At 60.3% G+C, this 21,457-nt stretch carries 17 protein-coding genes; 10 read left to right on the top strand and 7 right to left on the bottom strand.

Going from position 1 to position 21,457, the window contains the following annotated elements; all coding sequences use genetic code 11:
- The first annotated feature begins 122 nt into the window (after window positions 1-122).
- Window positions 123-2,288: an amylo-alpha-1,6-glucosidase gene (locus ACVWZG_RS09890; protein ID WP_457406810.1), complete on the top strand. Its 2,166-nt coding sequence runs from the start codon at window positions 123-125 to the stop codon at window positions 2,286-2,288.
- A gap of 129 nt (window positions 2,289-2,417) precedes the next feature.
- Here the strand turns inward: ACVWZG_RS09890 and ACVWZG_RS09895 are convergent, their stop codons facing one another.
- From ACVWZG_RS09895 to ACVWZG_RS09905, 3 genes are all read right to left on the bottom strand, one after another.
- Window positions 2,418-4,181: an ABC transporter substrate-binding protein gene (locus ACVWZG_RS09895; protein ID WP_457406842.1), complete on the bottom strand. Its 1,764-nt coding sequence runs from the start codon at window positions 4,179-4,181 to the stop codon at window positions 2,418-2,420.
- Between the two features lie 268 nt (window positions 4,182-4,449).
- Complete coding sequence (gene ispF, locus ACVWZG_RS09900; protein ID WP_457406845.1) at window positions 4,450-4,923, bottom strand: 2-C-methyl-D-erythritol 2,4-cyclodiphosphate synthase; 474 nt, start codon at window positions 4,921-4,923, stop codon at window positions 4,450-4,452.
- Between the two features lie 364 nt (window positions 4,924-5,287).
- Window positions 5,288-5,581, bottom strand: coding sequence for a TIGR02450 family Trp-rich protein (locus tag ACVWZG_RS09905; RefSeq protein WP_414329949.1), 294 nt, complete (start codon window positions 5,579-5,581; stop codon window positions 5,288-5,290).
- A gap of 238 nt (window positions 5,582-5,819) precedes the next feature.
- On the opposite strand from ACVWZG_RS09905, the gene ACVWZG_RS09910 reads away from it, so the two are divergent.
- Window positions 5,820-6,170, top strand: coding sequence for a hypothetical protein (locus tag ACVWZG_RS09910; RefSeq protein WP_414329946.1), 351 nt, complete (start codon window positions 5,820-5,822; stop codon window positions 6,168-6,170).
- A gap of 86 nt (window positions 6,171-6,256) precedes the next feature.
- Here the strand turns inward: ACVWZG_RS09910 and ACVWZG_RS09915 are convergent, their stop codons facing one another.
- The gene (locus tag ACVWZG_RS09915) at window positions 6,257-7,567 is read right to left on the bottom strand and encodes a UbiH/UbiF/VisC/COQ6 family ubiquinone biosynthesis hydroxylase (protein WP_457406812.1); all 1,311 of its coding nucleotides are present in this window, start codon (window positions 7,565-7,567) and stop codon (window positions 6,257-6,259) included.
- A gap of 324 nt (window positions 7,568-7,891) precedes the next feature.
- On the opposite strand from ACVWZG_RS09915, the gene ACVWZG_RS09920 reads away from it, so the two are divergent.
- The 4 genes from ACVWZG_RS09920 to recN all read left to right on the top strand — a co-directional run bounded on the left by ACVWZG_RS09920 (window position 7,892) and on the right by recN (window position 13,937).
- A complete protein-coding gene (locus ACVWZG_RS09920) occupies window positions 7,892-9,244 on the top strand; it encodes a TldD/PmbA family protein (RefSeq protein WP_457406814.1) in 1,353 nt (450 codons plus the stop codon).
- Between the two features lie 71 nt (window positions 9,245-9,315).
- Window positions 9,316-10,785, top strand: coding sequence for a glutamate-cysteine ligase family protein (locus ACVWZG_RS09925; RefSeq protein ID WP_457406816.1), 1,470 nt, complete (start codon window positions 9,316-9,318; stop codon window positions 10,783-10,785).
- 234 nt (window positions 10,786-11,019) lie between these two features.
- Complete coding sequence (locus ACVWZG_RS09930) at window positions 11,020-12,054, top strand: M14 family metallopeptidase (RefSeq protein WP_457406818.1); 1,035 nt, start codon at window positions 11,020-11,022, stop codon at window positions 12,052-12,054.
- A gap of 176 nt (window positions 12,055-12,230) precedes the next feature.
- On the top strand, window positions 12,231-13,937 hold the full coding sequence (recN, locus tag ACVWZG_RS09935) for a DNA repair protein RecN (RefSeq protein WP_457406820.1): 1,707 nt from the start codon (window positions 12,231-12,233) through the stop codon (window positions 13,935-13,937).
- 45 nt (window positions 13,938-13,982) lie between these two features.
- Here recN and ACVWZG_RS09940 read toward each other — a convergent pair whose 3' ends face one another.
- The gene (locus ACVWZG_RS09940) at window positions 13,983-14,690 is read right to left on the bottom strand and encodes an ABC transporter ATP-binding protein (RefSeq protein ID WP_414418768.1); all 708 of its coding nucleotides are present in this window, start codon (window positions 14,688-14,690) and stop codon (window positions 13,983-13,985) included.
- Window positions 14,687-15,505 carry an ABC transporter ATP-binding protein gene (locus ACVWZG_RS09945; protein ID WP_457384143.1) on the bottom strand — a complete coding sequence of 273 codons (819 nt, stop codon included), beginning with the start codon at window positions 15,503-15,505 and terminating at the stop codon, window positions 14,687-14,689. Before ACVWZG_RS09945 ends, ACVWZG_RS09940 begins: the two co-directional genes overlap by 4 nt.
- Before the next feature lie 325 nt (window positions 15,506-15,830).
- Between ACVWZG_RS09945 and ACVWZG_RS09950 the strand changes: the two genes are divergently transcribed.
- The 4 genes from ACVWZG_RS09950 to ACVWZG_RS09965 all read left to right on the top strand — a co-directional run bounded on the left by ACVWZG_RS09950 (window position 15,831) and on the right by ACVWZG_RS09965 (window position 20,224).
- The gene (locus ACVWZG_RS09950) at window positions 15,831-17,084 is read left to right on the top strand and encodes an ABC transporter substrate-binding protein (RefSeq protein WP_457406822.1); all 1,254 of its coding nucleotides are present in this window, start codon (window positions 15,831-15,833) and stop codon (window positions 17,082-17,084) included.
- A 242-nt stretch (window positions 17,085-17,326) separates the two neighbouring features.
- Window positions 17,327-17,671, top strand: coding sequence for a hypothetical protein (locus ACVWZG_RS09955; protein WP_011432412.1), 345 nt, complete (start codon window positions 17,327-17,329; stop codon window positions 17,669-17,671).
- 187 nt (window positions 17,672-17,858) lie between these two features.
- Window positions 17,859-19,790 (top strand): BamA/TamA family outer membrane protein, encoded by a 1,932-nt coding sequence (locus tag ACVWZG_RS09960; protein ID WP_457406825.1) that lies wholly within the window; start codon window positions 17,859-17,861, stop codon window positions 19,788-19,790.
- Between the two features lie 65 nt (window positions 19,791-19,855).
- Window positions 19,856-20,224: a hypothetical protein gene (locus ACVWZG_RS09965; protein WP_414347463.1), complete on the top strand. Its 369-nt coding sequence runs from the start codon at window positions 19,856-19,858 to the stop codon at window positions 20,222-20,224.
- On the opposite strand, the gene ACVWZG_RS09970 is transcribed toward ACVWZG_RS09965, so the two are convergent.
- Window positions 20,221-21,303 (bottom strand): Mrp/NBP35 family ATP-binding protein, encoded by a 1,083-nt coding sequence (locus ACVWZG_RS09970; RefSeq protein ID WP_457406827.1) that lies wholly within the window; start codon window positions 21,301-21,303, stop codon window positions 20,221-20,223. The genes ACVWZG_RS09965 and ACVWZG_RS09970 overlap by 4 nt on opposite strands.
- Window positions 21,304-21,457 lie beyond the last annotated feature (154 nt).

The raw sequence follows: 21,457 nt of genomic DNA on the forward strand, positions 1-21,457 counted from the left end.
GTAGCAGCTAGGGCTGCTGGGCTGCATCGGGGGGCCCCTGCTTCTTCGCCTTCTTTGAGTGGACCGATAGCAGTAAGCTGTTCGCGTAGGAGACCGGCTGGATAGGGATCGAGAAGACCGAGATGGCAGAAGACATCATCCAAATTCAAGATCAGTACTACATCCGGGCCAGCGCCTCTTGGGTGGAGGCACGCTCTCATGTTCTCAAGCATGACAACTGCTTTGCCATCTTTGACCGGCGAGGGAACATGCGCCCCCTCGGCATCCGGGATCATGGCCTCTTCCGGGACGACACCCGCTTTTTGTCCCGCTGGGTGTTGGACTTGCAGGGAAAGCAGTTCCTGCTGCTCAGCTCAGAGGTGCGGGAAGACAAAGATATTTTGGCGGTGGATCTGACCAACCCGGAGTTCACCACCTCAGAGGGGCAGTTTATCGGTCAAGATACCCTGCATGTTCTACGGACTACTTTTCTGTGGAACAACGTAGCCTACGAGCGCATTCGCATTCACAACTACGGCTCGGAGCCGTTTCGCGTGCCGATTACCCTGCGCTTTGAGGCGGACTTTGCCGATATTTTTGAGATCCGGGGCATCCGACGGGCCCAGCGGGGTCAAGTGCTGCCGGCCCAGGTGAACCCTGAGGGAGTGGTTCTCCGCTACCGCGGCTTGGATGGAGTGGAGCGGCAAACCCAGTTGCAATTTTTGCTGGCGCCGGAGCTAGTGTCGGAGAAGCTGGCGCAGTGGTGGGTGCCTTTGGCCCCGCAGGAGGAACGGGATTTGGAGCTGAGGGTGATCTGCAGCTACGGCGGGGAGGAGATTGCCCCTTTGACCTACCAGGAGGCTCTGCAGGCGGAGCGGGAGCAAAGGGCTTCCTTGCGGGCGCAAGCCCACCGGATCGACACCGGCAATGCTCAGTTTAACGATTGGCTCAACGCCTCACGGGATGATCTGCTGATGATGCTCACCCGCACTCCCTACGGGCTTTATCCCTATGCGGGGGTGCCTTGGTTTACCACGGTCTTCGGGCGCGACGCCCTGATCACCGCCCTGGCCACTCTCTGGTGGTTTCCAGACTTGGCGCGGGGGGTGCTGCTGTATCTGGCGGCCCACCAGGCCCAGGAGGTGGATCCCAGCCGCGATGCCGAGCCTGGCAAGATCCTGCATGAGCAGCGCTCCAGCGAGATGGCCAAGACGCGCGAGATCCCCTTTGGCAATTATTTCGGCAGCATTGACTCCACCCCTTTGTTTGTGGTGCTAGCAGGGCGCTACGTGCGCCGCAGCGGCGATCTAGAGCTGTTGCGGCAGCTCTGGCCAAACATCGAAGCAGCCCTGCACTGGATGGACACTTACGGGGATGCGGACGGGGACGGCTTTTTGGAGTATGCCGGCAAGGCGCGGCGGGGCCTGCGCAACCAGGGCTGGAAAGATTCTGAAGATGCCATCTTCTACCCGGACGGATCCCTGGCAGAACCCCCCTTGGCCCTGTGCGAGGTGCAGGGCTATGCCTACGAAGCTAAGCAGTTGGCAGCAGAGATGGCCGAGCTGCTGGGGCGGCAAGAGCAAGCAGCCCAGTTGCGACAACAAGCGGAAAAGCTGCAGCAGCAGTTTTGGGATCACTTCTGGTGCGAAGAGTTGGGGGGCTATGCCCTGGCTTTGGATGGCCAGAAGCAACCTTGCCGGGTGCGCAGCTCCAACATGGGCCACTGTCTGTTTTCGGGGATTGCCCATCCCGAGCATGCTGCCTGCATTGCCCGGCAACTGCTGGAGCCAGCTTTCTTCAGCGGCTGGGGGATCCGCACGGTGCCGGAGGGAGAGGGGCGCTACAACCCCATGTCCTACCACAATGGCTCCATCTGGCCCCACGACAATGCCTTGATTGCCGCAGGCTTATCTCGCTATGGCTTCAAGGGCGAAGCGGTGCGGGTCTTGACAGCGCTGTTCGATGCCAGCCAGTTTCTGGAGCTGAAGCGGCTGCCTGAGCTGTTTTGTGGCTTTCGGCGGCGACAGCGGGAGGGCCCCACCCTTTATCCGGTGGCCTGTCTGCCCCAGTCTTGGGCGGCGGCCAGTGTGTTTTTGCTGCTGCAGGCTTGTCTGGGGCTGGAGATCGACGGGCTGGCTCAACGGGTACATTTGACCAAGCCCACTCTGCCCCTGTGGCTGCCCCACGTCATCCTTGAGAATGTGCAGGTGGGCCAGGGATCCCTGGACATCGGCCTCTATTTACAAGCGGGGGGAGTGGGGATCAACATTCTCAGGAGTGCGGGGGACGTGGAGTTGACGGTGAAATAGTTGCAAAATTCAAGACATCCGCAACACAACCTACAACTAAGTTTCACCTGCCAAATGTGGCGATAGGGACACAACTCAACAGTTCAGACAGCCTCTCCCTATCCCACATCACCCACATCATCAGAAGTTCTACTCTTGAATGTAGAGCTGATCCAAATTCCACAATGGCCCCAGAATGGGTCGGGGATCCACCCCTTGAATGCGGTTGCGCAGGGCTGAGAGAACCAGGTGGTTGAAAGTGCCAATTTGGGGCAGCTGTTCCTGGATGATGATTTGAAACCGGTCGTAGAGGGCCTTGCGCTTTTCAAAGTCTAGCTCCCGCACCCCTTCGATAAAGATGCGGTCGATCTCCCGTTCCCAATCGCTGACCTCAACCCCTTCTGCCGGGTTGCCGGGCAAATCTCCCAGATTGAAGAGGTGCAAACGGCCATCGCTGCGCCAGATGTTGGAGCCGTTGTTGGGCTCGGTGCCGCCGCCACCAAAGCCCAGCAGCAGGGTTTCCCAGTCGCGGCTATCGGTGCGCTGCACCAGGGTGTTGAAGGCGATGGGGGTAAAATCAACGGTGATGCCGATCCGCTCCAGATCAGCTTTGATCAACGCGCCAGTGGCCTCCCGCTGATTGTTGCCGGCGTTGGTGAGCAAGGTGAAACGGACACGGTTGCCCTCGGAATCCCGCAGGTGGCCCTCAGCATCATAGGTGTATCCGGCATCGAGGAGCAGTTGCCGCGCTTTTTCAGGGTTGTAGTCGTAGGTGGGCAAGCCCTCTTCGGGGCTGAGGTAGAAAGGGCTGGCGGGGGAGAAGACCGAGTGCTGGATCTCGCCCAACCCTTGCAGAACGCTATCGACGTAAAACTGCCGGTTCATGGCATGGGCCACCGCCCGGCGGAAGTTCAAATCGTTAAACCAGCGGCTTTTGACGGGATCCACAAAAGGCCGCCCGGTCTGGGGGTTACGGGCGCGGCTGAGGTTGAAGGCAAAGAAACTGTTGTTCAATGTCTGGCCGAGATTGTAGATGGTGAACTGATCCCGTTCTTCTTCCCGCTTCAAGAGCTGAAAATCTCTCCCCCGCACCGAAAACACGTCGGTCTCGCCGGAGCGAAACTGCAGCAGCGCGGTGTCCTCTGAGTCCACAATGCGCAGGATTACCCGTTCAATGCGCGGGATCCCTTCCCCCTTCCAGTAGTAGGGATTGGGCCGGTACACCAGCCGTTGGCCAGGGGTGTATTCCTGCATGACATAGGGGCCAGCCCCCACCAATTGCTGCACCGGCGTGTCGATACCCCAGGTTTGCAAGAAAAGGGGGTTGCCCCGGCTGTCCAACTGCTCGACAGTGGGCTCGAGGATGTGCTTGGGCAAAATAGGGGATCCGGCCTGCAGCAGAAAGGGAGCGAAGGGCTCCGGCAAAACGAACTCAATCCGCCGCTCGTCCAGCGCCCGCACCTGAGGCAATGCTCCGGCTTCTCCAATTCGCTTCACATCCCGCGCAGAAGTCGGGATCCGCTCGTTGAAGATGATGCGGTTAAAGGTAAAGTCCACATCTGCTGCCGTCAGGGGCTCTCCATCCGACCAGCGCAGCCCTTCCCGCAAGGTAAAGACATAGCGCAAGCCGTCCTCAGACACTTCCCAGCCTTCCGCCAGCTCCGGTTTGGGCAAGAGGGTATCCTCATCCAAGGTGACCAAGCCCGCCTCTAGGTAGGCGATAGCGTCGCGGCTAGAGCTTTCGGCGGCCAGATAGGTGTTGAAGGTTTTGGGATCCGAAGTCACTGTGGCGATCAAATGGGGCGGGCGGGCAGGGGCAGCACAGGCACCAAGCCAGAGCAGGAGGATCCCTAGTAGAGAGACAAAAAGGTTCCTCCTGAGTCGGTTTGCTGAGGTGCTGTTTTGGCCCACCATTTCCTTTGCCAAGTTGTCGTTCCAAGCAGGTTTGAGACGGCCCGTTGCTGTCCTGTGCTGGAGGCGCAAGCGCTCCACACCACTAAGGCCCTCACCCCCAGCCTTTCTCCTAGAAGACTGGCCCGCGCCCCCGGCCCTTTTCCCAGAGGGAAAGTTGGGGATCGAGGCGACGGGTGGTTTCACGGCGATTTTGAGGGAGCGATTGCTTGCCAGTTTGGCAGCTCAGGCAGTGGGGTGACCAGGTTCTTTTCAGACTCTGCTGGGAAGGTTAGCACTCCAGCAACAGAGCTGCGGCGAAGGCAGCAATGGCCTCTCCCTGGCCGACGGGGCCCAGCTTTTCGTTGGTGGTGGCCTTTACCCCCACTTGCTTAGGGGAGATCTGCATTGCCTCGGCTAGACGGGCTTGCATGGCGGGGATGTGAGGTTTGAGCTTCGGCTGCTCCGCCACCACCACACTGTCTACATTGGCAACGCACCAGCCCTCTTGGCCCACCAGCTGCACCACTTGCTGTAGTAAAAGGATGCTATCTGCCCCTTTCCAACGCTCTTCTTCAGGGGGGAAGTAGTAGCCAATATCCCGCAGAGCGGCAGCCCCCAGGAGAGCATCCATGATGGCGTGGGTGAGGACATCGGCGTCGCTATGGCCCAATAGCCCCTTTTCGTAGGGGATCCGGATCCCGCCCAGGATCAGGGGGCGCCCCTCGACGAGGCGGTGGATGTCGTAGCCCTGGCCAATGCGCACTTTTCCGGCTCCCTTGGGAAAACCATCGAGACCCTTGTCGACCATCGCCCCCTCCGAGGAGCTAGGGGGATGGGAGTCGAGTAACCGACAAGCAGCTTTTGAGAACGCCTCTTTCTATTCTGCCGGCTCCAGAGGGGAATAGCAGATGGGACAAGACGAACCACTGTAGCAGTCGAAGCAGATGAGGTGAGACTTCCCGTAGGGATTGGCGCAGCGCTTGGCCCACTGATAATCGCTGTAGCTAAGATCTTTTCCGCAAACGTCACATCTGGCCATCCCGCTTTCTTCTCCTCAAGCTTCCGAATTAAAACACCACACTAGAGAGATGATCCTAATCGATCCCTGAGCCCCAGCTTGAGAGAAACTATCCCCCAGCCCTGTCCAGAAGGGGATCCTGCCGCCCACAGGGGATCCCGTCTTCGAGAGGCGTCCAACCCGGCTGCCAAAGATCCCGGTTCTTCAGGGTGGCCGCGTTGACCCAGAGGCGCACCTGGGGATCGCAGACGGCTCTGAGCTCGGCAAACACCAGCCCTCCTTCCCCTTGTTGGCGAGCGGTGACCTGAAAATGTCGCCAACCCAGAACAGGCTGAACGGAAGTCCATTTGGAGCCGAGGAGATGCGGGAAAGGCTGTTTCCGACGGGGTTTGTTGCGAGCCACGGGACGGAGGGTGCGAGCGGGTAAGGGATGAAAGGGACCCAGCTTTCCGGCCATTCCTGAGGACGGCAGCGGGGATCGAGGGGAGCGGCAAAGCCAGCTGAGATCCTGAGTTTCCCTCAGATCCGCCTGTGACCGGTATGTGTGATCGGTATGATCGAGGGGATACCTTTCCACTCCAGCCTATCCAACCATGGAGCAGCACCGGCAACGGCTTCAGTTCTCTTTCTGGCAGGCAGTCTTGAAGGGAGGCCTTCTGTTTCTGATCCTGGCTGGCCTAATCTTGGGAACAGGCCTGCCCTTGGGAGCGGCAACCGGCCCCACTTTGTCCGGCAAACTTACGGGGCCAGAGTGGCGACAAGCAGACCCGGAGGCCAAGCAGGACTTTTGTCGCAAAGCCTTTCAAGCGTTTCGCGCCTCTCCTTCCCAAAGCTATATCATCAGCTCCAATGTGCAGGCTTTGACCCCAGAAGGTTTGTGTCGGCGCTTGGATCAGTTTTATCAGTATGCCGTCAACGACGAGATCCCCATCAACCAGGCGGCCAATATTGCCCCATTGCTGTTTTCAGACTTACCCCTGGAGCAGCCTTGATCCCATGTGGATCGCTTGTCCTGCCGAGGACATAATGACTTTCTCTTAGTGAGGATCCCAGCCCGGCTGTGACAGGTTGGCCGGATCTAGACAGGCGTAGCCAGAGGTTCCGGGGGTGCAGGGAAAGGGAGCTGCTGCAGTTGGGGTTGGTGGGGGCGGATCCCCATTGCTTGGCGCATCAAAGCAGGCTTGAGCAGCGGCAAAACCTCCAGTCCCCACAGGCCCAGGCGACGCAAGACCAGCAACGGCCAGCTTCGGTTGGAAAAGAGGCGATTGGCAGCATCGGTTGCAAAAAGAACCAGCGCGTTTTCTGGGCGGCGACAGCGCTCGTAGGCTTTTAACAAAGCCGGATCGCCGGGATCCCGGCCCGCCATTTTGGCTTCGATCAACAGGGCAGCCAAGGCCGCCACATCCCGCATGCCCAGATTCGCTCCCTGCCCCCCCAGCGGATGGGTGGTATGGGCAGCATCCCCCACCAAAGCCAGCCGGGATCCGATATAGGTTTGGGCATGGGCCCGCTGTGGCTCATAACAGGCTCTGGGAGAGGCCGCCAGCAAGGCTCCCAACTGGGATCCAAACCAAGGCCGGATGGCCTGCAGAAACTCAGCCTCAGATAAGCCCATCAGCCGATCTCGATCCGCTTGGCGAACTGTCCAGACGACACAACTGCGATGGGGATCGGAGGTGGGCAAAATGGCGAAGGGACCGCTGACCTGAAAGCGCTCGTAGGCCACCTGCCGGTGAGGATGCTCATGGGTGAGGGTGGAAACGATGCACACCTGCCCATAGCCCCAGCAGGATAACGGGATCCCAGCCTGTTCCCGCAGCCGCGAACGGGCCCCATCTGCAATCACCAGCAAAGCAGCTCGCAGAGTTTGCCGGGATCCCTCCTGGGCCAGCTCTACCCGAATGTGATCTGCTGCAGGGGAGAAACTTTGCGCCTGAGCAGGGCTGAAAAGGGTTACCGAAGGGCACTCGCGAATGCGCTGCAACAGGGCCTTTTGGGTGATTTGATTTTCCACGACGTAGCCCAGGGCCGGCGCTTGGAGCATCTCACGGCGCAGCTGAGCCACCCAGGGGCCTTCCCCATCAGAGACCTGAATGCGGTGGATGGGAGAGACTCCCCAGGCCTCCATAAGGGGCCATACCCCAATCCGCTGCAGAATACGAGCTGTCCCCAGAGCCAAAGCGCTGGCTCGGCCATCCGCCCCCACCCCCTGCGAGAGATCCCGCCCCTCGATCAGCCCGACGCGGATCCCGGCCTGGCCCAAAGCGGCTGCTAAGGTGGATCCCACCATCCCAGCTCCGGCAATCACCACCTCGAAGTCCAGTCGCCTTGGCTTGGCTGCTGTCGGAGCAATGGCTAGGGGAGCAGCGGAAGTGGGCAAAAGGCTCATGGGCACTCACGGCAAGTAGGCTTAACTTCCATTCTAGGGTTCCTGCACCCGGCAGGCCGCTAAGGACAAGCGGCAAGTGGGGTCAAAGCGCCACGAGGGATCCCTTTTGATCTCAGCCCCTTTGTTTGCTGCTGCAGGGTGGAATCCCTGTGGGTAGCTCTCTGCTGATTGTTGCCCAGGGGGAGCGGGCCGGAAGGTGCGCACCAGAGTGACGTTGTTGGACGAAGGGGTTGGTGCTGGGATCCCATGGGCCGCAGGGGGCTGGGAAAGGCATCCCTGAGCCATGGCCGATAATAGGACTGTCCTCTTGCTATCCCGCTTTCTATGCCCAGCTCCATCATTTCCCCGGAAAACCTGCTGGATCTTTGTGAACAGGGTGTACACAAGGCATTGGCTGCTGGAGCCGACCAGGCAGAAGTGTTTGCCAACTCAGGCCGGGAAACGGAAGTCACTTTTGAGAAAAATGACCTCAACCTGGCCCGCAGCAGCAGCGAGACCCTGTTCGGCATCCGGGTTTTCTGCGACGGCAGGCTGGGCTTTGCCACCTCCAACCGCCCGGAAGAGCTGGCCGAGACGGCGGCTGAGGCTGTAGCCATGGCCAAGGCTTCGCCGGCGGATCCCCTCAACGGGCTGCCGGAGCCCCAACCTCTGCCCCAGGTGCCCTTTGCCCTTGATCCGGGGCTGCTGGAACTGGATGCCGCCACCCTGACCCAGTTGGGATCCCAATTGCTGGAGTGGGTGCGCTCCAAAGACCCTCGCATCACCATCGACAGCGGCTCCCTCAGCGTGGAGGAAGAGACCCTGGCCATCGCCTCTTCCACCGGCATCCGGGCCAACTACCACAGTGTCGAGGCGGGGGGATCCCTCTTTGGCATGGCCATCGACGGGGACGAGGTGGGCAGCTTTGCCTACGACGGCGACAGTGTGCAGAAGCGGGCCGATCTGGTGCCGGCGCTGGAGCGGGCTTTTGATCGCTTTGTCCAGAAATGCGTGGGCGCGCTGGGGGCTGGCGAGGGGGAGAGCTTCCGCGGCCCCATTGTCCTGCCGCCAGATGTGGTGGAGGAGTTTCTAGGGGATCTCCTCTTTGTGCTGGGGGCGGATGCGGTGCGCAAAGGCAAAAGCCCCTTGGCGCAAAAAATGGGATCCCGGATCGCCAGCCCGTTGCTCACCGTGGTTTCTGAAGGCCTGGGCCTGCCCGGCTACCCCATTGAGCCCTTCGACCGCGAAGGGATCCCTCGCCAGATTACCCCCCTGATTCATGAAGGGATCCTCTGCAACTTCATGTACAACAGCTACGAGTCCCGCGCTGCTGGCGTTCCCTCCAACGGCCATGCCACAGGGGGAGCAGGCAGCCTGCCGGGAGTAGGGCCGGCTTGCCTGAGGGTGGCCCCAGGGACAACCCCCCTGTCCGAGCTCTACGCGATGGATCGAGGAGTTATCGTCACCCGCCTCTCCGGCAGCAGCAACCCCATTACCGGTGACTTTTCTGGGGTGGTGAAAGGGGGCTTCTTGGTCAAAGGCGGCGAGAAACGCCCCATCCTGGAGACCACCATTGCCGGCAATCTCTACGATTGTTTGCGCAATATCTCCGCCATTTCCCAGGAAGTAACGGTTTTCAACGGCACGGCTGCCTTTCCCGCCCTGCGCATTGAAGATGTATCCATCACTGCGGGCTAAGTAAAGCTAGGGGTGTCGAGATCCCGGCAACAGCGATTAACCTCATTCCCAAAAGCTGCGGAGTTGTTCCCATGGGCCAGGAGATCACCTGCCTCCGTTTTGGTACTGCAGACTTTGCTCAGTTTGCAGCTCGGCTCCAGCAAGAGACGAAGTTGCTCGAGCGCTGGTTGGCCGGTGCGCCGGGGCTGGATCCCGCCTGCCGGCCCTTTGCCCAGGGATCCCCGGTGGGCGGGTTTGAGCTGGAGGCGTGGCTGGTCACCCCTCAGGGGGATCCGGCCCCGATCAACTCAGCCTACCTGGAAGCGGTGAATGATCCGCTGGTGGTGCCGGAACTGGCCCAGTTTAACGTGGAGATCAACAGCCGGCCCCAAGTTTTGACCGGCTTGGCTCTGCGGCAGTTTCAGCAAGAGCTGGGCCAAACGTGGGATCGCTGTTGCCAAGTGGCTGAATACCTGCAGGCGGGGCTGATGATGATCGGCATTTTGCCTACGGTGCAGCAACGGCAATTGACCCTGAAGATGATCTCGCCCCGCAAGCGTTACCTGGCCCTCAACGAGCAGATCCTGAACTTGCACCGGCGTGAGCAATCCCAAGCGATCCCTTCCCTGGGGCTAGATATCGAAGGACCGGCTGGGCGGTTGCGGGTTACCCACCCGGACATCATGCTGGAGGCGGCGACCACCTCCTTTCAAATCCATCTGCAGGTGGCCCCCCACCAGGCAGCCCGCTACTTCAACGCTTCCCTGCTCGTGTCAGCCCCCTTGGTGGCGCTGGCGGCCAATTCTCCCTACCTATTCGGGCACAACCTGTGGGCAGAAACCCGCATCCCTTTGTTCGAGCAGGCCCTAGATGGGCCACCCCCCCTTGCCCCCACCCACTACCCCCGCGTCACCTTCGGGCAAGGGTATGTCCAGGGATCCCTAATGGAGCTGTTTTGGGAAAATGTGCATCGCTACCCGGTGGTATTGCCACAAAGGTTAGCCACTTCCCCATCAGAGCTGGCCCATTTGCGCCTCCACAACGGCACCATCTGGCGCTGGAACCGACCCCTGATCGGCTTGGATCCCGTTCCCCACTTGCGCATCGAACAGCGGGTGGCAGCGGCAGGCCCAACCCTACCCGACATGATCGCCAATGCGGCCTTCTACTTTGGCCTGGTGCAAGCCTTGGGATCCCAGCCCGTTTCCCCCGAGCAGGAGCTAAGCTTTGCCCAGTGCCGCGCCAATTTCTACACGGCTGCCCGCTTCGGCCTGGAGGCCCCCATCACTTGGCTCAAGGGTTGGCAGGGATCCCTGCGCCAATTGCTGCTGGAAGAGCTGATCCCCCAAGCAGAGGCGGGTTTGGTTCAACTGGATCTGGCCCCCTCCGATATTCAGGAGTACCTGGGCATTCTCCGCGCCCGGGTGGAGTCGGGGCAGAATGGGGCCACCTGGCAGCGCCGCTACGTGGCTCGGCATGGTAAAGATATGCAACAATTAACCTGTGCCTACTGGGAACGGCAGCGGCAAGGCCAACCGGTACACACCTGGGATCTCAGCTAGGGCTCTCTCCACAGCCGGTTGTACCAGCGGTGGGCCACCGCGGCGGCAGGACGGATCCCTGGCCCGCATCTCGAGTGGGCAAACTCTCTCTCAGATGGCCTTGTTGCGACCCGAGCTACCGCAGCGAAACGGTTCATTCGCGACCAAGGACTTCGTTGGACTTCTGCTCCCTCCTACCCCAGGGAGAGAGGCCAGAAGCCAGAAGTTTGAGTCGAGCCTCTTAGCCCAAACAGTATGCTCACCGTTCTCGATCATCTACCGGATCAACTGCTGGATCTAGAGGCCCATCAGCTTTACGACCGATTGGGTGGGCCGACCCTCATCCATCTGCCGGGGCGACGGGATCCGGCCCTGTTTGTCTCCGTGCTGCTGCACGGCAACGAAACCACCGGCTGGCAGGCGGTGCGACAGCTTCTCCGCCGCTACAGTCCTCTGCACCGCTGCCGCGAACGGGAATTGCCCCGCTCCCTTTCCCTCTTCATCGGCAATGTTCAGGCAGCCCGTCAAGGACAACGGCGGCTGGACGGCCAACCCGACTACAACCGCATTTGGGGCTCCGGCTCCACCCCCGAACATGCCATGGCCCAGGCCGTCCTTCAGCAAATGCAGCAGCGGGGCGTTTTTGCCAGCGTCGATATCCACAACAACACGGGCACCAACCCCCACTACGCCTGTGTCAATCACCTGGATGCCCCTACCCTGCACCTGGCCACCTTGTTTGGGCGCACCGTCCTCTATTTCACCAAGCCAGAAGGGGTGCAGAGCATGGCCTTCGGGCGCTTCTGCCCGGCGGTGACCCTGGAATGCGGCAAGCCGGATCAGCCCCACGGCACCCAGCATGCCTACGAATTTCTGGAAGCCTGCCTTCACCTGTCGGCGATCCCGCAGCGCCCTGTCCTCAGCCAAGATATCGACCTGTTCCACAGCGTCGCCATTGTCAAAGTCCCGGATCAGGTGAGCTTCAGCTTTGGGGAAGAGAATGGCGACCAAGAGGGATCCCCCTCCCACATCCGCTTCCCGCCGGATTTGGATCTCCTCAATTTTCGGGAGCTTCCCCCCCACACCCCCATTGGCTGGACGAACAACGGCTTCCACCTGGAGGTGCAAGACGAGCAGGGCCAAAATGTGGCGGATCGCTTTTTCTATGCCTGCAATGGAGAAATTCGCACCAGCGTGCCCATCATGCCGGGCATGCTCACCCTCAACAGCCGCATCATCCGCCAAGACTGCCTCTGCTACCTGATGGAGCGCTACCCCCTGGTGGGCTGAGCCGGGCTGCCAATTTCCCCGAGGGGATCCCCAAACCAGAACGGGTAGTGCTCCGCACCGCTGCGCTAACAGTACCCGTCTACCGAGGGATGGTGAGTACGCTAACGTGGGACAGAGCGACCCCGCAAGCCCTATCCTGAAAACTGCCAACGGCACGCTGAGCCCACGGGATCCCTATGTTGCGCCTGCTGCGGATCGAGAACTTTGCCCTGATCGAGCAATTGGAGATCCCCTTTCGAGCGGGGCTAAACGTGCTCACCGGAGAAACCGGGGCCGGCAAATCCATCATCCTCGATGCTCTGGATGCAGCTCTAGGAGGTACAGCTCGGGCTCTGCGAACTGGCAGCGAACGAGGTCTGGTGGAAGCGATCTTCAGTCTTAATCCTGAACTGCAAGCCTGGCTAGAACAAGAGCACATCGACCCCCTAGAGGAGGGCCTGGTTTGTAGTCGCGAGCTGGTGTTGCGCAACGGCAAGCTCACCAGTCGCCTGCGGGTGAATGGGGTGCTGGTGAACAAAGCCCAGATGCTCAACCTGCGGGCCAAATTGGTGGAGATCACCGCCCAGGGGCAAACCGTTCAAATCCAATCTCCCCAAACCCAGCGCCGTTGGCTGGACGACTTTGGCGGCGAAGAGTTGTTGCGAACACGGGCGGAGGTGGCTGCCCTTTACCAAACCTGGAACCAACTGAAAACAGAGGTGGAATCCCGCCGGCAAAACCAACAACTGCGCCTGCAACGGCTAGACCTACTGGAGTTTCAAGCGCAAGAGCTGGCCGCCCTGCGCCTGGAGGATCCCGACGAAATGGCCAAGCTGGAGCGGGAACGGGAGCGCCTGGCCCACCGCGTGGAACTGCAACAGCAAAGCTACGCAGCTCACCAATTGCTCTATCAAAACGACAGCGGCTCACCGGCCATCGCCGATCTGTTGGGCCAGGTAGAGCGGCTGCTCCAGACCATGACCCAGCGGGATCCCGACCTAGCCCCTCTGGCGGAAATGGTCAGCAGCGCCCTGATTCAGGTGGAGGAGGTGGGGCGGGAGCTGGTTCGCTACGGCGAGACGCTGGAGGCGGATCCCGGTCGGTTGAACAAAATTGAACGGCGCTTGGCGCAACTCAGACAAGCCTGCCGCAAATACGGCCCGACCTTGGCCGAGGTGATGGCCCATGCGGAGCGGGTGCAGACGGAGTTGGCCCAACTGCGAGGAGACAACACCGACCTAGAGGAATTGCAGGTGCGGCTGGACAAAGCTGCCCAAGACCTGGAGCGCCATTGCCAGGTGCTCTCTCAACTGCGGCAACAAGCGGCCTGTCAACTGGAAAAGGCCCTCATAGAAGAGCTCAGCCCGCTGGGGATGAGCGCAGTGCAATTCCGGGTGCAGATCCAACCCGGCCCCCCGACAGCAGAGGGGGTGGATCAGGTGAGTTTTTGGATTAGCCCCAACCCGGGTGAGCCTCTTCAGCCCTTGGCCAGCATTGCCTCGGGCGGCGAGATGAGCCGTTTTCTGCTGGCCTTGAAAGCCGTATTCAGCCGCATCGATCCGGTGGCCACCATGGTTTTCGACGAGATCGATACCGGCGTGTCGGGCAAAGTGGCGCAAGCCATCGCCACCAAGCTGCACAGCATCGCCCGAGATCACCAGATCCTCTGCGTCACCCACCAACCCCTGATCGCTGCCTTGGCGGATCACCACCTGCGGGTTCACAAGGTGGTGCACCAAAAACGAACTTCTGTGCGGGTGGAGCTTTTGGGAGAACGAGAACGCCGCGAAGAACTGGCCCAACTCACTGCCGGTCACTCTGCCCAAGAAGCGATGACGTTTGTGGAGGCTCTTCTCAACCAAGCAGCTCAACTGCGCAAGCAGCAACTGGCCAGCCCCGCTTGACCCTCCTCTCCTTTTGTTTTGAGTGAGGGGAGGGGGGTGAGGGCCTCACCCGCCCAAGAACAGCTCCAGCACCTCAGGATTGTTCAACAAGTTGGGGCCAGTATCCTCAAAGCGGTTTTCTCCCGTGGACAAGACATAGCCCCAGTCCGCCATCTTCAGGGCCTGCTTGGCATTTTGCTCCACCATGAGGATGCTGATGCCAAGACGGTTGATCTCTTGCAGGAGGGCGAAGGTCTGTTCTATGTACAGCGGTGACAGGCCGGCGGTCGGCTCATCCAGCAACAACAACTGCGGCTCCACCATCAACGCTCGCCCTATGGCCAGCATCTGCCGTTGTCCACCCGATAGGGATCCCGCCGCTTGGCGTCGTTTCTCTTTCAGGGGTGGAAACAGCTCATAAACCCGCTCCAGTTGGGCGGCAGGGTTGTCGCGTCGGATGAAGGCCCCCATCTCCAGGTTCTCTTGCACGGTGAGGGAAGGAAAGACATTGTTGGTCTGGGGCACAAAGCCGATTCCCCGTCGCACCAGTTGCTCAGCGGGCAGGTGGGTGATGTCGGATCCCTGAAACAGCACTCGGCCTGAGCGGATGGTGGCCAAGCCAAATAAGGATTTCAGCACCGTCGATTTGCCGGCTCCATTGGGGCCGATGATCACCACAATTTGCCCGGGGTTCACCTTCAGGTGGATCCCTTTGAGGATGTCCACCCCCCGGTAGCCGCTGTAGAGATCTTGGATGTCCAGCAAAGGGGTCATGAGAGGGATCCCTCCGAAGGCAGAGGGGAGGGTTGGGGTGGGTTTAGGGAGTCGGCCAGTGCCACAGATCCCAAATAGGCCTCCCGCACGGCTGGGTTTTGTTTGATCTCCTCCATGGATCCCTGGGTGAGAACCTTGCCGGCAGCCATGACCACCACATGGTCGCAGAGACGGGTCACCAGATCCAGGTCGTGCTCGATGATGCAAAAGGTGCAGCCCCGCTCGCGGTTGAGATACTCGATAAAGCGCATCAAATCCGCCAGCAGGGTGCGGTTGACGCCAGCCCCCGGTTCATCCAGCAGGATCACCCGCGCATCGGTCATCAAGGTACGTCCCAGTTCCAAGAGTTTTTTTTGCCCGCCGGAAAGGGTGATGGCCAGTTGATCCCGCAGATGGATCAGGTTCAGCCGTTCCAGAACCTCTTCCGCCCGAGCTTGCAGGTTGCGTTCTTGTCGTTGCACCCGCCGCCAACTGAACCAAGTGGCGAACAGGTTTTCCCCTATCTGGTTGGGGGGAACCACCATCAAGTTCTCCAAGACGGTCATGCGGCCAAACTCCCGCGGGATCTGAAAGGTGCGCACCAGCCCTCGACGGAACAGATGGTGAGGGGGCAAGCCGGTGATGTCTTCCCCATCCAGCCAGATGCGCCCGCTGCTGGGCCGAATAAACCCGGCGATGATGTTAAAAAGCGTGGTCTTCCCGGCCCCATTCGGGCCAATCAAGCCCGTAATCCGACCGGTTTCGATGCGGAAGGAACAGTGATCCACCGCGCTAATGCCGCCAAACCGCTTGGAGATGTCGTCGATAACAATCACGCCGCTGCCTTGGGAAAACCCCGCCGACCGATGAGTTCAGTATTTCTCAAAATATAATGAGCCCAATGGCCGAGTTTGCCCATTATCCTTCCTGGATTCCTACAGGGGCAACTGCCTTTGGAGGCCGCAGCCAGCCCTACAGCAGCCAAGGAACGGGCGAGATCCTGAGTCTGGCCCGCCTGTTTCCCGGAGCCATCTTTTCTTGAGGAAGTGGGGAACGCTTTGAGGTGAGTCAACGTCTGACTGCTACGACTCAACACTTGACTTTACTTGACCTTTGGGATCTGAGTTCTACTTTCCCTTCCCTCATAGGAGGTTGTTGGTTATGTCTCCCATGAACAAACTCACCCGACGGGCCTTTGCGGCGGCGGCTGCCCTGACGGCGGCTGCTCTTGCCACCACTCTGCTGCCCAGCACGGCTCAGCAGGCCACTCAAGGGCCGGTCAAAATCGGGGCCTTGATGTCTCTTACCGGGGATCTGCAGGCCTTCGGGGAAAACTGCCTCAAGGGGATCAAGCTGGCGATTGACCAAATCAACGCGGCTGGCGGCATTTTGGGATCCCCTGCCCAAGTGGTCGAAGCGGATGACCAGACGTCGGCTCAGCCGGCTATCGACGCAGCTCAACGGTTGGTCACCGTGGAGAAGGTGGCCGGCATCATCGGCGCCTTGGGCAGCGGCATCACCATTCCGGTGGCCACGACGGTTTCTGTTCCCAATCGGATCCCGCAAATTTCCCCCGCTTCCACCGCCCCCACCATCACCACCCTGGAGGACAACGATTTTCTGTTTCGCACGGTTCCTTCCGATGCCTATCAAGGGGTAGCCCTGGCCCAGATCACCCGTGAAGAGAAGCTGGAGCGCCTGGCCATTATTTACATTAACAACGACTACGGCCAGGGCCTTGCCGACAGCTTTAAGACTGCTTTTGAAAAGCGGGGCGGCACCATCACCAAGTCGGTTCCCTACGAGCCCGGCAAGGCTTCCTACCGCAGTGAGCTGACCCGACTGAAGGAAGGGGATCCCCAGGCGTTGGTGCTGATTGGCTACCCCGAAAACGGTGTGGTCATTTTGCGGCAAGCTTTGGAAGAAGGACTGTTTGACCGCTTTGTCTTCACCGATGGCATGCGCTCTCCCGATGTGGCAGCCCAGGTGGGAGCCGAAAAGCTAGAGGGATCCATCGGCGTTTCGCCTCAGGCCCTCACCGATAGCAAGGCTTACCAAATCTTTGCCGAAGCCTACAAAGCCGCCTACGGGGAGCTGCCCCCCACCCCCTACATCGACACCGCCTACGATGCCGCTTTTGTCCTGGCTCTGGCCATTCAGAAAGCCGGCAGCACCGATGGCACCGCTGTTCGAGATGCCTTGCGGGAAGTGGCCAATCCCCCCGGCACCGAGATCCTGCCCGGAGAGTGGGCCAAGGCGGTGGAGCTGATCGGCAAAGGGGAAGACATCTTCTACACCGGCGCCTCTGGATCCATCAACTTCGATGAGAATGGGGAGGTGGCCGGCACCTTTGCCCACTGGACTTTCCAAGGGGGGAAGGTGGTGGATCTGAAGGTGTTTGAGCCGGAGAGCTGATTTTCCCCTGCGGCTCCTGAGTGGGGGTCGGTTTCTCCTTCTGAGCTCCATCAAGACAATCCAGATGAGCAAGACGGGCCTGCACAGAGTACCCTCTGCAGGCTTTTTTGTGGGCCTGGGCCGCGCGGCTGTACGTCCCCAGCAGGGATCCCTCCCCATCACGTAGCTTTTTTTGCGGCAACTCAGCGGAGGGCAAAGCAGGCTAAAGTGTCGGCATCCTGGCGTCTTGTGGAGAATCCTCGATGTTGTCCACCCAACTCCTCCTCCCCGGAGTGGCAGCTCTGCTCGGCTTCGGGTTTGCTCCAGCCGTCCTGGCTCAGACTTCCCACACCCAGCAGATGGCGATCCTGAACGGCAACGCCACCACCCTGCAAAGCAACGTCCTGCAAAACACCGTCCTGATCCTGCCCAACGTTCCCCCACAACAGTACGCCGACAGTTGGGGCTGGAGGAGCAGCCGCTCTTTGCCTCCCACTCCTGCTCCCATCACCGTCGTCATCCTCAACTCCCAAGTCAACCTAGCTGCCGAGGAAGTCGAGCCGAGGTCTTGCGGCCAGCGCTGTAGGGGATCCCTGCGCCTGCCTTGAGCGGGGGAGGCTGCTTTTTGCACTCCAGACTGCCCAAGTCCGCAATCCGGTTCGCGGCCACGCTCGGATCTGGGTGGATGGGGATTGATATAATCCAGGGCAATTGTCCGCTGCTGGGCGGCAGAGGGTTTTAACGCAAGCTTGGCCCGGCTCTGCAATCTTGCTTTTTGGTGTGCGAGGGATCCCCATGAATCGTTCCAGGCAACTTCGCCCTTGGCTGGCTTCAGCTCTCACCCGCGGGATGGTGCTCAGCACCGCTTTTGCGTTTGCTGAAGCGTCCCGTAGCGCTCTGCTGATGGGATCCCCGGCTTGGGCGCAATCGGTTCCTCAGCCCGGCACCCTCGACCTGCGCACCGGTGGCGACACCCCCGCCCAGCCCTCCCCCACCCCACCCCCCACTGCCGGCGAGCCAGAAGTGTTGGTAGCGGAGGTAGTGGTTGAGGGCACTGAAGATCCGGAGCTGATCAACCGGGTTTACAGCGTCATCCGCACCCGCGCCGGCGAGGTTTCCACCCGATCCCAGTTGCGGGAAGACATCAATGCCGTGTTTGCCACCGGATTGTTTGCCGATGTGCGGGCAGTGCCTTCCGATACGCCTTTGGGGGTGCGGGTCACCTTTGAGGTCAAGCCCAACCCAATCCTGAAAGCCGTGCGCACAGAAGGGGCGAACGTTTTGGATCCCGAAGTGTTGCGGGCCGCCTTTGCCGATCAAGAAGGGCAGGTGCTCAACTTTGGCAAGCTGCAATCGGCGGTGGCCGAGATTGAACAGTGGTACGCCGACAAGGGCTACGTGCTGGCCAAGGTTACGGATGTGCGCTCCTCCGAAGATGGCACCATCGTCCTGGAAATTGCCGAGGGGGTGATCGAGGATATTCGCGTTCAGGGCAACACCAAAACCCGTGACTTCATCATCACCCGCGAGTTGAAGTCCAAGCCGGGGGATGTGTTTAACCGCAACCAAATCCAGGAAGACCTGCAGGCGGTTTTTAATCTCAACCTGTTTCAAGATGTGAATGTGGGGCTCAACCCCGGCCAGGATCCCGACAAGGTGGTGGTGGTGGTGAACGTGGAAGAACGTCGCACCGGTACCTTGGGCGGCACCATCGGCGTTAGCTCCGCCACAGGGGTCTTCGCCGGCCTCAACGTCTCCGAACAAAACTTGGGCGGCAACAACCAAAGTGCCAGCTTCAACGTGCAGGTGGGCACCAACGAAACCCTCTTCGACTTAAACTTCACCGACCCGCGGATTGCCACGCTGGACATTCCCACCTCCTACAACGTCAACATCTCCAACCAGCAGAGCTCCAGCTTTGTCTTTAATGAGGGATTCACCCTGCCCAATGGGGATCCCGTGCGCATCAACCGTCTTGGTGGCGGGGTGACTTTCTCTCGCCCGATTGGGGGCAATTGGCGGGCTAGCTTGGGCACCCGCATCCAATTTGTAGAAGCTCGCAACAGCAACGGGGAGCAGCAGCGCTTCGATGTGCTGGGCAACCCGATTACCTTCAGCGAGAGCGGCCAAGACAGCTACACCACCCTGCGCCTCGGCCTCATCAACGATACCCGCGACAACCCCAACAGCCCCAGCCAGGGCTCGGTCTTTCGCATCTCCACCGAACAGTCGGTACGTCTGTTTCAAAATGGCTTGAATGCCAACCGCCTCGAGGCCGGCTACAGCCAGTTCATTCCCGTCAACCTGTTTGAAACCCGCAGCGAGCGACCGCAGGTATTGGCCTTTGATGTGCGGGCGGGCACGACCATCGGCGACTTGGCTCCCTACGATGCTTTTGCCATTGGTGGCGGCAACTCGGTGCGGGGCTTTTTTGAGGGGGGTATCGGTTCCGGTCGCAGCTTTGCTACGGCAACCGCCGAGTTGCGTTTCCCCCTTTTTGACCCGGTGGGAGCCGTGGTTTTCGCCGACTACGGCACTGATCTGGGCAGTGGAGCTGCCGTGGCCGGCAATCCCGCAGCGGTGCGCAACAAGCCGGGCAGTGGTTTGGGGCTGGGGGTCGGCATTCGCATCCAATCTCCCTTGGGGCCGCTGCGCATCGACTACGCGGTTGGGCAAGGCGGAGCCGGCCAAGGTCAACTGCATTTCGGCATTGGCGAGAAGTTCTAACTTGGCCGTGGATCGGCTGCCGGCTTGCTATGGTGGGAGCAGGTGCTCGTCAGTGGAAGCAACCCATGAAACAGCAACTTGGCCAATCGTTCCGCGGCGGATCCCTGGCGCTCCTGCTGGGCCTCAGCTTAGCCCTGGCAGGGTGTGGGCAACTGGCGCGGCTGGGCATCGGCACAACTCCCATCGCCACCGTAGAGCAAAATCCCTCCCGCTACACCGATGTGTATGTCCGCGGTCGCGTGGTGAACCAGATAGGGGTGTTCGGCCAGGGTGTGTATGAGCTCCAAGACAACAGCGGTTCCCTTTGGGTCATCACCGACAAGGGCCTACCGGCCATGAACAGCACTGTAACCGTGCGCGGCAAGGCCCAAGAGGGGATTGTGGTGGGAGGACGCAGCTTCGGGGTCTCGTTGGTGGAAGCCGAGCGCTTCTAGCCTGCCCCCAAAGCCAACATGGAAACGCGGCCTGCCAAGGTTTTGGCAATCTGCTTCAAGGCCCGGGCTGAAGCCGACTCAGGTTGGCCGATGACAATAGGCGTACCCATATCTCCCCCTTGGCGCAGGGCGATTTCCAGCGGGATCCGCCCCAGCAGCGGGACACCAAGCTCGCGGGCCGTGGTCTCTCCCCCTTCTGAGCCGAAAATATCGTACTGGCGATCCGGCAGGTCGGGTGGGATGAAGTAGCTCATGTTTTCCACAATGCCCAGGATGGGCACCCCCAACTGCCGAAACATGTTCAAGCCCTTGCGGCTGTCCAGCAGGGCCACCGATTGTGGCGTGGTGACGATCACAGCTCCTGCCAGCGGCACTGCCTGCACTAGGGTCAATTGGGCATCGCCGGTGCCGGGGGGCATATCTACAATCAAGTAGTCCAACTCTCCCCACTGCACCTGATAGAGAAATTGCCGGATCACCCCGTTTAACATTGGCCCCCGCCAGATCACCGGCTGATCCCGTCCCACCAAAAGGCCCATCGACACCATCTTGACGCCGTAATTTTCCAGGGGGAAGATATCCTCACCGCCGTCCTCCCGTTTTTGCACAACCAGAGACCGATCCTGCAGGCCCAACATCAGCGGCACATTGGGGCCGTAAATGTCGGCATCCAGTAGCCCCACCCGGGCCCCGCTTTGGGCCAGCGCCACCGCCACATTCACCGACACCGAGGTTTTGCCCACGCCCCCCTTGCCGCTGGAAATGGCGATGATGTTGCGCACACCGGGGATGGACTGGCGATTCGGCAGGGAAGGGGAACGGGGGGTTTCTGCCGTTACCGTAACATCAATGGCTTCGATGGCGGTCAACCGGCGGATGGCAGCTTTGCACTCCTCCACAATGAATTCCCGCAAAGGGCAGGCCGGCGTGGTCAGTACCAGGGTAAAGGCCACTCGCCCAGGCTCGACGCGAATATCCCGGATCATGTTCAGTTCCACCAGGCTGCGGCGCAGCTCCGGATCTTGAACAGGGCGCAACGCTTCAAGGATGGCAGCAGCATCAAGGGTGGAGGTGGTCATGGAATCCAAAGGCCCAGTGGGTCAGTCCATATTTCACTCTAATCGGTTTTTCTCGGGTTCTTGCCGGCAGCGAAGGACAGCTCCAAAACGGGCTGCCGCTCTAGCTCTGCCGAAACAAGCTGACTTAGGCTATCGGGGTCGGAAGGCGACACTC

It is taken from the genome of Thermostichus sp. OS-CIW-33, from assembly GCF_054059615.1.